This window comes from Corynebacterium ammoniagenes DSM 20306, assembly GCF_001941425.1.
Taxonomy (GTDB): Bacteria; Actinomycetota; Actinomycetes; order Mycobacteriales; family Mycobacteriaceae; genus Corynebacterium; species Corynebacterium ammoniagenes.
Window position 1 is genome coordinate 1,300,548 of the sequence record NZ_CP009244.1, and the last position, 13,522, is coordinate 1,314,069.

Consider the following 13,522-nt stretch of genomic DNA (forward strand, 5'->3'; position numbering starts at 1 on the left):
TGATTGGTGCTAACCGCGGTGATTGTCCAACTATTCTAGGCCAAAGCTCACCCAAGGTGTGCCAAGCTGCTGAGAATTCGCGGGCGCGTCTATCAACCTGTGGATAACTGTGATGATATATCAACAAAAGACGCAAGCTATCCACAGAATTGGCCTGTGAGACTTGGTTGCTCTGGTGTACACGCACGATCTTCGCGAGTCTTAAAGCATGACTAACTCTTCGACGCTTCGTACCCCTGGACAACTACTAGCTAATATCCCCGGAATCCTCGGATTCTATCCCTCTGATTCTATCGTCTTGATGGCCTTTGAAGAAAACAACGGCGACCTTGCGCTGGGGCCAACACTTCGGTTTGATATCTCAGATTTGAGCTCGACGTTGGCTGACGCATTAACCGCAGTTGATTACCACCGATGCGTGTTCATCATGCCTTTTGCCATAACCACGTCTCAGGATGCAGATCTGCTCAGCATCGCCGGAGAAATATTTCATCACGCCTCACTATTGGATGTGCCGATAACCGCGATGTGGCACACCACCGAAATTGCAGACGGGGAGCCTTTCGCCATCATTGAGCGCGATCTTGATGCAGCACAATTGGAATTGATTGGTTCTACTGAGGACCTGCCGGAGAGCTGGAAATCTGGCTACATCGACAAGGTCGTAAACTCTGCCACGATGGAGCCGTTCATTAAAGAAGGGCGCTTGCCGGGCTACGATCGGGACGAAGCACACGCTCCATTGCACGTGCGTAACCATATTATAGACGCCGATACTTTAGATCTAACCCAGGGCCAAGCACTTCATGCCGCGGCAATCATGCATGAGAAAAATAGCTTGGCAATCCCACGGTATGGGTATGGCTTAGAAGATCTCCTCAATGAGTGCGAGGAGTTGATCTCCCAAGCGGCTTCCTATGGCTTTGATGCCGCCGATAGTTGTCTGCATGACATTGGGATCTTAGGTGTAGCCGCTATGACCATGGGCAATACCTATGTTCGCGACCTAACGGCAGCGACGTATTTGGACCACCCGGAAGAAACTGCAGCGATTATGCTTGCAACGTCGCAGTCGTTTACCGGGGTGATTCGCAATAACGCCTTGTGCATATACGCCGCTGCTCAAATCAAACGAGGAATGCCCATGTACGCAGGCATGGCATTGGGAGCTTCCCAAAGCGCAGACCGACAGCATTCACTGACATCACTGATGCTGCAGTGTTATCTCAATGGACTGGCGAAGAACTGCGTGGACAATATCTACCAGGGAAGCGCCAACGCGCGCAGTCACCACTACCGAAAGCGCGCAGAAGCCCAAGAGGATCCGGAAGGTTCTGCGCGAGCAGGCCGCGAGAAATCCAGTGGTGCAGACACACCGGATTTCGATGATGCGGCATAGCGTTTGTGTTTATTTGATGCGCTGAGCGGAGTGCGCGCGGTCACCGAGCTGGCTGGTAAATGCCCAAGCATCGGAAACAATGGTGTGCAGGTCAGTACGGGTTGGGTTCCAGCCCAGCTGGGACTTGATCTTTGCTGACGATGCAATGAGGGTCGCCGGGTCACCAGCGCGGCGAGGCGCGACTTCTGCGGGGATGGGGTGACCGGTGACTTCGCGGCACGTCTCAATGACTTGCTTGACCGAGTAACCGTCTCCGGAACCCAGATTGAAGATGCGGTGCTCTCCTGAGACATTCGCCTCGAGTGCCAAAAGGTGAGCATCAGCGAGATCGCGAACGTGGATATAGTCGCGAACTGCAGTGCCGTCGACGGTGTCCCAGTCATCGCCGAAGATGAAAATCTTATCGCGATGTCCAAGGGCTACCTGCAAGATGATGGGGATGAGATGAGTTTCCACTTCTCGGTTCTCGCCGATCTCGCCATACGCGCCAGCCACATTAAAGTAGCGCAACGAGGTGGCGCCAAAGCCATAGGCCTTGGCATACGAGGTGATCATGTAATCAATCGCTAGCTTGGACGCACCATAAGGATTCGTCGGCTGCGTTGGCATGGACTCGGTGATTGGAACCTCTTCCGGTTCGCCGTAGGTTGCAGCCGTTGAAGAAAAGACCAAGTTGCTCACGTCATTCGCACGCATTGCCTCTAAAAGCGTGAGTGTGGTGACAACATTGTGCTGCCAATACTCTGCTGGCATTGCCACGGATTCTCCGACGAGGGAACGCGCTGCAAAGTGAACAACACCGTCGAAGCCGCCTTGCCCCAGCACGTCGCCAACGACATTGGCAACATCGCCTTCCACCAAGGTGGCTTGAGCAGGTACTGCCTCACGGTTACCGGTGGAAAAATTGTCAATAATGGTGACTTCATGGCCAGCTTCAACCAGAGTTGCAGCACACACGCTGCCAACATATCCGGCGCCACCAGTAACGAGTAGTTTCATGTCAGACCTACCAAACGGTTTGAAAAAGTAATGGGCGAGACTTCCTCCGCGCCACGGCCCTAGGTTGAGATTTTATCTACAACCTTAAAAACCAGAAAGGGTTCGAACCTTGAAAAAGATTCGAACCCCCAAAAATAAACGCGGGGTAATTAACGCAGAGCGACGCGAATCGCGTGTGCGTAATCGTCCGCCAATTGTACAGTTCCGCCGTCAGTGTTAGTGAGAGTGACTACGCCACCTTCTTGGCGAACGGTGACATCCGCGCCCACATTCATGCCAGCAGCGTAAAGGTTTTTGAATGCGTCCCCGTCATACTGAATGATCTCATTGATCTGGGTGATGGTGGCCTCCACGTCCTCGCCATGCGGCAAGTCGATGGCACGCTTGTCATCATTGAACGGGGCAGACACTGCGCCCAGCTTTTCCAAACCAGGGATGGGGTTGCCGAACGGGGAGAGCGCTGGATCATCAATGACAGCAACGACGCGACGTTCCACATCCTCACTCATGACGTGCTCCCAGCGGCAGGCTTCATCGTGTACCTGGTGGATATCGAGCCCCAGGACATCGGTGAGCAAACGCTCTGCGAGGCGATGCTTGCGCATGACGGAGGTGGCGTGCTCGCGCCCTTCCGGAGTTAAGTCAAGACTACGGTCCGGACGAACGTGCAATAATCCATCGCGTTCCATGCGCGCAACTGTCTGGGAAACAGTTGGGCCAGATTGCTCGAGACGCTCAGCAATGCGTGCGCGGAGAGGGACAATGCCTTCTTCTTCTAATTCATAGATGGTGCGCAGATACATCTCTGTGGTATCGACTAAGTCCCTCACGTGGCGACCCTTTCAGCAACAAAGAAAAACAGTTAATTACTTACACACTAGCGCACTTTTTCCGCCAGGACCTTTATGGCGGACACGAAGTCCACCCGTAAATGCTGTGCCTAGGTGGTGTTATTGGAATATGTGATATATATCGGCGGTTATAAAAGGTTTAGTTTTAACTTAGCACAAATTGGCAAATTTGTTCCATCAGCGCGGTGCGCTGGCATTAGTGGACACCACCGTCGAAACGCAATGAAAAATCCACCGCCGCTACATTCCTTGTGGCGCCGGTGGATAGCTTTAAACTGCGTTACTGTGCCGCTTTAAACCTACTGGGCGTACTCGCGGAGACGGTCCGCACGATTGCCATCACGTAGCTTGGCCATGACTTCACGTTCAATCTGGCGCACACGCTCGCGGGAGAGACCGAACTTGCGGCCAATCTGATCCAAGGTGCGTGGCACACCATCATCGAGCCCGTAGCGCAAACGGATAACGTCCTGTTCGCGCTGCTCAAGGGTGCCGATAACATCCCGGATATCAGAGTGGCGCATAGATGCAACCACAGCTGTTTCTGCATCGGTTGCCTCAGCATCTTCGATGAAGTCGCCCAATGGAGCTTCCTCATCTGCACCAACTGGCATATCTAAGGAGACAGGATCGCGGGATTGGCGGAGCAGCATCTCAATCTTGTTTTCTTCGATGCCGGATTCTTCCGCCAATTCCTCGTTAGTGGCCTCACGGCCCAGGGATTGGTACATCTCGCGCTTGATGCGCGAGAGCTTATTGACCTGCTCTACCAGGTGTACGGGTAGGCGGATGGTGCGCGACTGGTCGGCCATGCCGCGGGTAATAGCCTGGCGAATCCACCACGTTGCGTAGGTGGAGAACTTAAAGCCCTTGGCGTAATCAAACTTTTCCATCGCGCGGATAAGGCCCAGGTTGCCCTCTTGGATGAGGTCGAGCAGCGGCATGCCGCGGCCCGTGTAGCGCTTCGCCAAGGAAACAACCAAACGCAAGTTAGCCTCCAGCAGGTGGGAACGTGCCTTCTTGCCTTCTTTGACCAGGATTTTCATATCGCGCTTTTCGGCGCGAGTGAGCTTTTCTGCGGTATTGAGCTTGTACTCTGCGTACAGGCCAATTTCAATGGCCTGCGCTAGTTCAACTTCGTCTTCTGCAGAAAGCAGTGCTGTTTTGCCAATACCGTTGAGGTATACGCGAACTAAGTCAGCGGAAGGGTTGTCATTGGTCTGACCGCGGCGTGAACCCCGGTCAACTTCCTTTTCATTATTATCTGAAGCGTCATGGGAATTCTGGGCAGATGCTTTGGTCATCGTTGGCCTCCTGAATTTATCGCCGGTTACATAATGTCCAACGGGCGGTGCGCCAAATAAGTTCCCGAACTAAAGAAAAGTTTCTCCCCGGCCGGTAAAAGGCACCCTAATCGGGGGCACAACGACTCCTTATTTAGGCCTCAACGAGCACAGTAAAGGGACCATCGTTGACAGAAGAGACTTTCATCATCGCCCCGAATCGTCCTTCTTCTACATGCACATCTCGCGCCCGCAATTGCTCAATGATCTTATTGATGACCGGTTCGGCTGCCGGTCCAGGCGCCGCATCCGACCACGAAGGGCGGCGCCCCTTAGCCGTGCGTCCATACAAGGTGAACTGGCTGACTACTAGGACGGGAGCACCGGTTGTCTCCACAGAGGTTTCTCCGTCCAAGATGCGAAGCTCCGCTATCTTGCGAGCCATGGTGGCAATCTTGTTCTCCAGCACCGTCGGGTCTTTCTCGCCAGCCTCAATATCTTCGGTTGAAACGCCGACCAGGGCTAGCAGCCCGCCGGTGTCTGGAGCATCAAAGCTTCCCACGACCTCATCGTCGACGGTGACCGAAGCCGAAAGACAGCGGGTTAAAACTGCGCGCATGGAAAAGAGACTCCTTTGTAGGTGTGCGGTGAGCGGTTGTGGGGAAAATGTTTGAGCTAGATGACCGGGCCAAGTTCGGTGGGGTAGAGGAAACCATGGCGGACTAAATCAGTAATCGCCGGCAACGCTGCTGTAAATAATTCCTCAGAATCATAGTCATTGGCCACGGCATATAGTTCCAATGTCTCACGCAGATTGAGCCCTTGCGGGTTGAGACCGGCCACAATCGCTGCGATATGTTCATCGACTTCATGCGTCCAGCGCGGGCCTTCTGTACGCGTTAGACGCATGGTGGCGCGGGAGAACCCGAAGCCGAGTTGCGAGTTAGACAGCGCAATATCTTCACGGGCAACGCCTGGGCGAAGCCCAAATTGTTTATCCCCGAGCTCATCGGGCAGTAAGTTGCGCAACCAGTTAGCGCGCATAAAGTGCTCTTCCACCTCGGGACCTAAAGCGTCCTCAAAAGCTTGCGGGATTTCCTCGGCGGTTACTTCTGACGGCAAAGAATCATCAATGCGTTGTAAGGCGACGAAGCCAAAACCAATGCCGGTAACATCGTTGTCGCGGAAGTGTTCTAGCCACAGTCGCGAGCGTTCCCGACCTTCCGGACTGCGCGGGTCGATGGATTCATCTTTGAGCCAGGTAGATACATACAGCGCCGGATCAGCGACATCGCGCTGCAATACCCACGCGCTGACCCCAGTCCGCGGTAGCCATGATGCAACGCGCTGTTGCCAGGGTTGATCTGGGGTATGCACCCACGCCGCAAGCAGATGTGCCATTCCGCCGGGATTGAGATGCTCCGCAGCTTCAGAGACTACGAGCTCACTAGCGCCATCGAGATCTAACCCCGAGTCACGGTAGACGTGGCCAACCTCCGGAAGACCCACCACAAACGGCGGGTTAGCCACGATGCGATCGAAGCGCTCGTCGGCGACAGGTTCAAACCAGCTGCCATGGCGAAAATCCACGTGTGTGGCATCGGTGGTCGCAAGCGTTGCTTGTGCAAGCGCTAATGCGCGCTCGTGAACATCGGTAGCTACGATGCGCTCCGCGCTGTTTAATTGCCCGAGCAATTGCACACCCGATCCCGTACCCAAATCTAAGACCGAATGCACTGGGGTCGTAGGCGTGGTGCGCAGCAGCGACAAGCTGGCAGCACCAAGGCCTAAAACGTGGTCAGAGCCGGGGACGTGGTCGACGATGGAAGCATCCACGTCAGAAAAGACCCAGCGGTTGGTGCCATCGATGACATGGGAACGAATATCCAGGGCGATTCGTACCACCCCGGAGGCGTTGGTGACGGCCACGTTGGCATCGACAAGCTTTGTTGCCATGACCGAACCTACGGCCTTAGCCAATTCTGTTGCCGGCATGGGCTCATGCAAAAGGAATAACCTGATGAGCAGATCCATCTGACTGCCATGTGCCGTAGCTACCTCGACCGCTGCTGGCTCACCGCGATACAAAGCCTCGGTTGCCTGTGGGCCTAGGTGAGCGGCAACGCCATGGGAATTAAAACCAGCCTTGTCAAAGACCGTTATTAGTTCCTGTGCGAGCGAATGCACGGGAAGATCGGGGTTAAGCGGCGGGCAAAATTCGGTCATCTATTCATCCTTTGAAGAATCTGGGTCATCTGAAGCATCATCCGTGGAGTTGGACGATTTATTGCTGCGTGATGTGGAATCAGTGACATGGTCAATAATGTCAGATTCACGGCGCGGGGAGTCAGTGTATTCCAGCTGCGGCGCATCACCTGCAGCTAAAGCTTCCGTGCGTGCTTGCCGTGCTAGCGCAGGCTTGTACGTGTTTCTTTCGCGCGGGTCACGTTTTTGCCCACGCGCATTGGCAAAGACCACCGCGATCCATGGCAGGGGAATGGTCACGCCTGAGATTAAGGCGGCCGGAATCCACGCGTTAAAGGCATAAATGAGCCACAGGGACAGCAACAGGGATGGAACGCGCAAAAACATCAAGATGCCATAGCCGATTTCGCGTCGGTGGCGATCTTGGCCAGGGGAGATCTGGGCATCTGTAATCAGCACAGATGACTTGCGGCGCCACCACGGCTTGGCGGTGGATTTACCCTTGCCTTTGTTGTGACCGGAACTCATGGTTTCCAAGCCTAGACCGATCACCCACCCAAATTCGATACGCCCCTACCTGCGGCTTGCTCATTCGGCGGGGTTTTGGGGCAAGATGGAGGGCGTGAGTACGACGACAAAGACTATTGAGAGACCAGACATCCGTGAGGATGTAAGTAACACTGACGATGACACCCCGAAGTTCTTTCACTACGTCAAAAAGAACCAGATTGTGGACTCTGCTGTGTCCGGCAAGATGGTGGTTGCGTTGTGCGGGGAGACCTTTCCGGTGACGAAACAGGCAAAGCCGGGTTCGCCGGTCTGCCCCGACTGTGAACGGATTTATAAGGGCCTGCGTCGAAAGTGAGTGCACAGACTTCCAGGAACAAGGGTCAACTACGTGCCTGGCAGCAAGCCGCACTTGATAAATTCCTCGCCACCAAGCCACGGGACTTCATGGCGGTGGCAACGCCAGGTGCAGGTAAGACGACCTTCGCCCTGCGCGTAGCTACCGAGCTACTGGATTCGCGTGCGGTTGAGCGCATCATCGTGGTGGTGCCCACCGAGCACCTCAAGGTGCAGTGGTCAGCTGCCGGGGCACGAGTGGGCTTATCGCTCGATCCCAATTTCACCAACTCTTCGGCCGTTAACCCTTCTTTCGACGGCATTGTGGTCACCTATGCCCAGGTGGGCATGCACCCGTTTAAGCACCGCGCGGTGACTTCTGCTCGCCGCACTTTGGTGATCTTGGATGAGATTCACCACGCGGGCGATGCCAAAAGCTGGGGCGATGGTGTGCGCGAAGCTTACGATGACGCGGAACACCGACTATCGCTAACCGGTACGCCGTTTCGTTCCGATGATTCGCAGATTCCGTTTGTGCGCTATGAAGAAGACGGCGAAGGCCACTTGGTGTCGCAGTCCGACCACACTTATGACTACGGGCATGCGCTTGCCGATGGTGTTGTGCGCCCTGTTGTCTTCTTGGCCTATTCGGGTGAAGCCCGCTGGCGTACCTCTGCTGGTGAGGAATTCGCCGCGCGTTTAGGTGATCCCCTCAACCCGGAGCAAACCGCACGTGCCTGGAAGACGGCGCTTGATCCTCGCGGTGACTGGATTCCTTCTGTGTTGCAGGCTGCGCACACGCGTTTGCTGCAGATGCGTCGGAATATGCCCGATGCCGGTGGGCTAGTAATTGCCACGGATACGGCCACTGCGCGTGCCTATGCCAAAATCCTTAAAGAGCTGTCCTCCACGCCGGTATCGGTGATTTTGTCAGATGAGCCTGGTTCTTCCGAGCGCATTCAAGAATTTTCCGATAGCCGCGATGAGTGGATGGTTGCGGTACGCATGGTGTCCGAAGGCGTTGACGTTCCCCGACTCGCAGTCGGTGTCTACGCAACCTCAGCATCCACGCCGCTCTTTTTCGCACAGGCCATCGGCCGCTTTGTTCGTTCCCGCATGCCGGGTGAGACAGCATCTGTCTTTTTGCCATCCGTGCCACGGCTGTTGGGGCTTGCGGAGAACATGGAAAAGTCCCGCGACCACGTCCTTGGCAAACCAGACCGGGAAGATGATGGTTGGGATGAAGAGCTAGTAGCCCAGGCCAATAAGGAACAAACCGAACCGGACCTGGAACCCTCCTATGAATCCATCGGCGCCGATGCGGAATTCTCCTCGCTGATCTACGACGGCTCGCAGTTTAATACTGCCGCCCTTGACTCCGAGGATGATGCTGATTTCTTAGGCATTCCAGGTCTATTGGACGCCGACCAGGTCAAGGACTTGCTGCGTAAAAAGCAGGAAGAAGAAATGGATGCGCGTGCGGCGAAAGAACGCGAAGAGCGCGCTGCCCAAGCGGCAGAAGAACATCGCCGCAAAATCCATGGTCTGCCTTCGGCACCGGCTAATAGGCGCGGGGGTGAAAGTAGTGCGCAAGACGACTCTGACTCTCCAGTTGCCATTGATGAAGTCACGAACCTGCGCAAGGAGCTCAACACCGTAGTCTCCATTACCGCGGGGCGTACCGGGCGACCACACGGCGCCATCCACACGGAAGCGCGTAAGGCCTGTGGTGGACCACCGACTGCTTTGTGCAACGCGGAGCAATTACGCGAAAGAATTGAATACCTCCGCAAGTGGTAAGACAACATCGAGCGGCTACCAGCGCGCCGGGCTTTTAAGTTCTCGGGCTGGTAGCCGCTTTTCTCTGTCCTGAAGAAGCAGTTCCCGGTAGGCTAACTAGATAGGTTCTGGATTGACGAGTCACAGATGTACTCGGACAGGATTGTGTGAAGATTTTGATGTAGCCAAAGACTCTAAGGATTGTTGATTATGTCCAACCCCAACCACAACCCCTACGACCCAGCACAAGGGCCTCAAGATGGCGATCAGCCTTATGGGGACCAGCCCTACGGTGGGCAACCACAGGGCGACCAACCTCTTGGCGGGCAGCCAGGCGATAACTCCTACGGCAACGGGGACTACTCGAGCGGCAATGGTCTTCCCAGCTACGGTGGCTCAGGCCAAGCAGCCGGCGGGTACCAAGAACCGGGCTATGGCGGTTACCAGCAGTACCAGGGATACGCTGGCGGGCAAGTCAACGACGCACCAGCGAAGAAATCGGCTATGGCATTAGCCGCGTTTATCATCGGCATTATTTCGCTGCTTGCCATGATTACGAGCTTTTCCATCGTTCCGGGCATTGTCGGCGTGATCGTTGCGATCATCGCATTGGTGCGCAACCGTAAGAAGCCAAAGCCAGCGCGTCGCACCTGGATGTCTGTACTGGGCCTTATCTTCTCCCTGATTGGTATCGTGGCCACCCTGGCTATCTTCGGAGTGATTTTGGCATTCATGGGTGATCCTGCGGTGCAGGCATGTATGGACCGCACGAGTTCAACTGAGGAGCTTCAAGCATGTATCGAGTCGGCAATACAGTAACGCCAATCACGACGGGACAGTAACCCCGATCACTGCTATGAGCTTGTAAATTGCGTCCTGCAATTAGGTGCAGTACAGCTAGATAGCAGGAAGATTATGCACGCTGTCGTGCATGCGGCGCCTGGCACAGAAGCACCACATGATGGTTCTGTGACGGGCGCTGTTTCTGTGAGCAAACCGCCACACGTGTGGAAGCTAGAGATGTCGTGTGTGGACTCGGTCAAAACTACGCTTGGTCGCTCACCTCGGCGCACCGTACATGCTCCGGCAGATGCGAAAGTATTGCGTGCGCTAGGCACTAATTAAATACATAATATGAATAGTTAAGGACGAAGGGGAGCAATAAGCAGTGAGTGAGCTAAAAGGCCCGAGAAGAAAGACGCTGACGTTGTCGGATTGGTGGACGGCCTTTATCGCCATCAATTCGACCGCCACCAGGTGGCCCGGCGCACTGCGGGCGGCACTAGCTATCCTTATCCCGGGCAGCATCGCTATGCTCACCGGCAATAAGGACGCAATTCTGCTTATTTGTGCTGGAGCTTTTACTGTCATCTACGGCGAGGGCATTGTCTATCGCAAACGCTGGAAAGTCATGCTGACTGCGGGTGCATTGCTATGGACGGGCGCTACCGTCGGCGCGTTAGTCGGCACCTTGGTCTTTGCCCCCGGCAATGGGCATTGGTGGCTGTTGCTGACCGCCCTTTTTGTTTCCGTATTGGGTGCAGGCACAGTCTTTGTACAAAACGCCTTGCGCCTGCCACCGCCTGGCGGCTTTTTCATCGTCATGGTCACCGGTGGCTCCACCATGCTCGCGCGCGCCGGGATTGACCCACTAGAGGCAGCTTTTTGGCCGCTGACCGCAATTGCTACGGGATTGGTGCTCGGTATGTTGCCCGCGCTGTTGGATCCACATGGGCCAGAACGGGCAACAGTAGCCACCCTGGAGCGCGCGACGAAGGCTTTTGAAGAAGCTAAAGATGATGCGCTAGCCCGCCACCATCAAGCACAAACTGCACTGGCAACCGCGTGGGAAGCTATTGCAGATGCCGGGATTGTCCGTGCAGGGCGCGTAGTTATCGCCTCGCAACAAGAGCTGGTCGACCGCACACTCAAAGCGCAAAAGGCGATTGTTAAACGCAATCAAGCCGACTCTGGGGCCGTTTCGGAAACGCTTTTTGAATCCACGAATCTCATTGACCCGGAGCGCACCGCGATGCCGCACTCGCGGCCAACAGCACGCTATCGCATCTATCGCTCACTCACCGCAGATAGCCACGCGATGGTCACGGCGAAGAAGGTACTGGTTGCTGGTCTTGCCACGGGCGTGGTGGGTGTGGCGCTGGGACTTAACCGCCCTGACTGGGGCGTGATCTCTGCGTTGTTGATTTTGCAGAATGGCCCGGAAAAAATTCCCGGCACCATTCGCGGCACGCACCGCGTTTTAGGCTCCATTTTGGGACTGGGTTTATTTTCCATGTTCTATCTTTTCGGCGTCGATGGTTGGACGATGCTGGCCGCCTTGGCCATCTGTCAGTTCTTTGCCGAGATCATGGTGGTCAAAAACTACGCGCTGTGTGTTATTTTCTCCACGCCATTGGCCCTATTGATGGGCGGTATCGAAGAACCACTCGGGGACCTGGTCATCTCGCGCAGCTCTGAGATTGCGCTGTCGGTCCTATTTGCCTTCATCGTGTTGTGGTTTATGAGCAATAGCTCCAAGGCTCGGGAAAACATCCGGTTGCAGATGCGCGCGTACCAATCCATGTCCACTGTCTTGGGCAGCCTGCTCACCGGAACTCCTGATGATGCGCTCGTGCAACGTCGGGACTTGCAGTACGAGTTATTATCGGAACGACGTTCCATTCAAACCTTGGCTATGGATCATCCAGAACAAGCCCAACAGCAGTGGGAAAAACACCGTGCACTTCAGCACGCCGGCTATGAAATCCTGGATTACTGCTCACTCAGCCCTAATACCATGATGGAACACGGAGCTTTAGGCACACTTATTGCCTCGGTGCGCAAGATATCCCCGGCGCATGACCGCAGTTTTTGAGACCTCATCACGCGAAGATGAAAAAAGTCGGAGGTCATTACAAGCGCAGAATTGAAGTTGTGCAACGATGGTGAACATGGCTGAAACGATCTATCTAGTCGCGCCCGCGGGGCATCCAAATTTCGGTGATGAATATATCGTTTCTGCGTGGTTACGCGAGCTTTCTCGCAGACGCCCCCACACCCAAGTTATTTTGGACTGCCACACCCCAGGCATAGCGTCCATCCTGCACGCCAATGTGCATCCGCACCTGACAGTCACAGACACGTTATGGCAACTGGGACTGCTGTGTGAGACTGATGATGACGTAGTCGAAGCAATCAGCAATACCTATTCGCAGCCAATGCTGACTACTAGCTTAAACCTGGCGAAATCCGCCGAAATCGTGCATGTCCTGGGCGGCGGCTGGTTCAATGACACCTGGCCGCACCACCTGAAAGTATTGGCTGGAGCAGCTTGTTTAGGAACAGAACGCAAAGTCATGACGGGGCAAGGTTTTATCCCCGGCGATGAGATTAAAGAACGGCTGGGACATTGGCTGCAGCGCTTTGATCACATTACTGTCCGCGATGAACCATCCGAGGCATTATTTGCAGACCTTGCCCAAATAGAGCGTGGAGTGGATGACGCCTGGTTAGCAGCGCCCGATACCACCGCCGAACACGGCTTGGGGTGGGGCAATGAGGATGCCCGCGCGCGGGATTTCGTCATCGTCGCACAATCAGATCTTTTAGGTATTGAAGTAGAAGAACTCGCACGCCGTATTCTCCGGCAGCTCAAGCACTTAAATGCCACCGGCGATAATATCGCCTACGTTGAGTGCATCCCTGAAGATGACCACAAAGTGCTTGATATTTTGCGCGAGCTGGACCCACAGCTGATGGACCAGACCCGCGTTGTGCCCTTTGATGAGCTGTGGGCGTTTGGTCTGCCCACCCGTGAAGGCCAGACGTGGATTTCTACGCGCTTTCACCCGCACCTAGTAGCATCCGCACGTGGAATCTCCGGCATCGCGGTCTCTGCCCACACCGGCATGTATTACACCGTCAAGCACGCTTCAGTGGGTTCTGCGTGGACGATCACCGACCTATATGAGCCCGTAACCCCCGGCGGGCCAGTGTCCCCGCAACACGGCGAGGATTTGCGCGAAGCCGCCGAGGATTTGGCCGAAGATATTTACCCAGTGACCTCAGGCCAGCAGTTTAAACAAAGCCTCAAGGCCATCGGGCGCCTAGCCAAACGCCGCATCACCCGATAGGTATTTACCGGGAAAGCGGACGACATCAGG

General features: G+C 55.2%; 12 protein-coding genes. 6 read left to right on the forward strand and 6 right to left on the reverse strand.

Annotated features, from left to right (window positions below):
- Positions 1–208: 208 nt before the first annotated feature.
- Entirely contained in the window at positions 209–1,399 is a 1,191-nt protein-coding gene (locus tag CAMM_RS05965) for a DUF4192 domain-containing protein (protein WP_040354416.1), read from the forward strand.
- A 9-nt stretch (positions 1,400–1,408) separates the two neighbouring features.
- On the opposite strand, the gene galE is transcribed toward CAMM_RS05965, so the two are convergent.
- From galE to CAMM_RS05995, 6 genes are all read right to left on the reverse strand, one after another.
- Positions 1,409–2,398, reverse strand: a complete 990-nt coding sequence (gene galE / locus CAMM_RS05970) for a UDP-glucose 4-epimerase GalE (protein ID WP_003845541.1) — start codon at positions 2,396–2,398, stop codon at positions 1,409–1,411.
- A gap of 149 nt (positions 2,399–2,547) precedes the next feature.
- Positions 2,548–3,228: an iron-dependent transcriptional repressor DtxR gene (locus CAMM_RS05975; RefSeq protein WP_040354419.1), complete on the reverse strand. Its 681-nt coding sequence runs from the start codon at positions 3,226–3,228 to the stop codon at positions 2,548–2,550.
- A gap of 320 nt (positions 3,229–3,548) precedes the next feature.
- Positions 3,549–4,553 carry a sigma-70 family RNA polymerase sigma factor gene (locus CAMM_RS05980; protein ID WP_003845547.1) on the reverse strand — a complete coding sequence of 335 codons (1,005 nt, stop codon included), beginning with the start codon at positions 4,551–4,553 and terminating at the stop codon, positions 3,549–3,551.
- A 133-nt stretch (positions 4,554–4,686) separates the two neighbouring features.
- Positions 4,687–5,151: a D-aminoacyl-tRNA deacylase gene (dtd, locus tag CAMM_RS05985; RefSeq protein ID WP_003845549.1), complete on the reverse strand. Its 465-nt coding sequence runs from the start codon at positions 5,149–5,151 to the stop codon at positions 4,687–4,689.
- 56 nt (positions 5,152–5,207) lie between these two features.
- Complete coding sequence (locus tag CAMM_RS05990) at positions 5,208–6,758, reverse strand: DUF7782 domain-containing protein (RefSeq protein WP_003845550.1); 1,551 nt, start codon at positions 6,756–6,758, stop codon at positions 5,208–5,210.
- A complete protein-coding gene (locus tag CAMM_RS05995; RefSeq protein ID WP_003845552.1) occupies positions 6,759–7,265 on the reverse strand; it encodes a DUF3099 domain-containing protein in 507 nt (168 codons plus the stop codon).
- An 85-nt stretch (positions 7,266–7,350) separates the two neighbouring features.
- Here CAMM_RS05995 and CAMM_RS06000 point away from each other — a divergent pair, with 85 nt between their 5' ends.
- From CAMM_RS06000 to CAMM_RS06025, 5 genes are all read left to right on the forward strand, one after another.
- A complete protein-coding gene (locus CAMM_RS06000; RefSeq protein ID WP_025387485.1) occupies positions 7,351–7,602 on the forward strand; it encodes a DUF3039 domain-containing protein in 252 nt (83 codons plus the stop codon).
- The gene (locus tag CAMM_RS06005) at positions 7,599–9,380 is read left to right on the forward strand and encodes a DEAD/DEAH box helicase (protein WP_003845555.1); all 1,782 of its coding nucleotides are present in this window, start codon (positions 7,599–7,601) and stop codon (positions 9,378–9,380) included. The genes CAMM_RS06000 and CAMM_RS06005 overlap by 4 nt, the downstream gene beginning before the upstream one ends.
- A gap of 189 nt (positions 9,381–9,569) precedes the next feature.
- Positions 9,570–10,178 (forward strand): hypothetical protein, encoded by a 609-nt coding sequence (locus tag CAMM_RS06010; RefSeq protein ID WP_003845557.1) that lies wholly within the window; start codon positions 9,570–9,572, stop codon positions 10,176–10,178.
- A 349-nt stretch (positions 10,179–10,527) separates the two neighbouring features.
- Positions 10,528–12,234, forward strand: a complete 1,707-nt coding sequence (locus CAMM_RS06020; protein WP_003845559.1) for an FUSC family protein — start codon at positions 10,528–10,530, stop codon at positions 12,232–12,234.
- Between the two features lie 76 nt (positions 12,235–12,310).
- Positions 12,311–13,492, forward strand: a complete 1,182-nt coding sequence (locus CAMM_RS06025) for a polysaccharide pyruvyl transferase family protein (RefSeq protein WP_147581048.1) — start codon at positions 12,311–12,313, stop codon at positions 13,490–13,492.
- The last annotated feature ends 30 nt before the right edge of the window (positions 13,493–13,522 follow it).

What these genes read in the sequence shown, in the direction of transcription:
- CAMM_RS06025 (WP_147581048.1), top strand. Translation starts at nt 12,311, where the DNA reads ATGGCTGAAACGATCTATCTAGTCGCGCCCGCGGGGCATCCAAATTTC.
- CAMM_RS06000 (WP_025387485.1), top strand. Translation starts at nt 7,351, where the DNA reads ATGGAGGGCGTGAGTACGACGACAAAGACTATTGAGAGACCAGACATC.
- dtd (WP_003845549.1), bottom strand. Translation starts at nt 5,151, where the DNA reads ATGCGCGCAGTTTTAACCCGCTGTCTTTCGGCTTCGGTCACCGTCGAC.
- CAMM_RS05990 (WP_003845550.1), bottom strand. Translation starts at nt 6,758, where the DNA reads ATGACCGAATTTTGCCCGCCGCTTAACCCCGATCTTCCCGTGCATTCG.
- CAMM_RS05965 (WP_040354416.1), top strand. Translation starts at nt 209, where the DNA reads ATGACTAACTCTTCGACGCTTCGTACCCCTGGACAACTACTAGCTAAT.
- CAMM_RS05995 (WP_003845552.1), bottom strand. Translation starts at nt 7,265, where the DNA reads ATGAGTTCCGGTCACAACAAAGGCAAGGGTAAATCCACCGCCAAGCCG.
- CAMM_RS06010 (WP_003845557.1), top strand. Translation starts at nt 9,570, where the DNA reads ATGTCCAACCCCAACCACAACCCCTACGACCCAGCACAAGGGCCTCAA.
- galE (WP_003845541.1), bottom strand. Translation starts at nt 2,398, where the DNA reads ATGAAACTACTCGTTACTGGTGGCGCCGGATATGTTGGCAGCGTGTGT.
- CAMM_RS05980 (WP_003845547.1), bottom strand. Translation starts at nt 4,553, where the DNA reads ATGACCAAAGCATCTGCCCAGAATTCCCATGACGCTTCAGATAATAAT.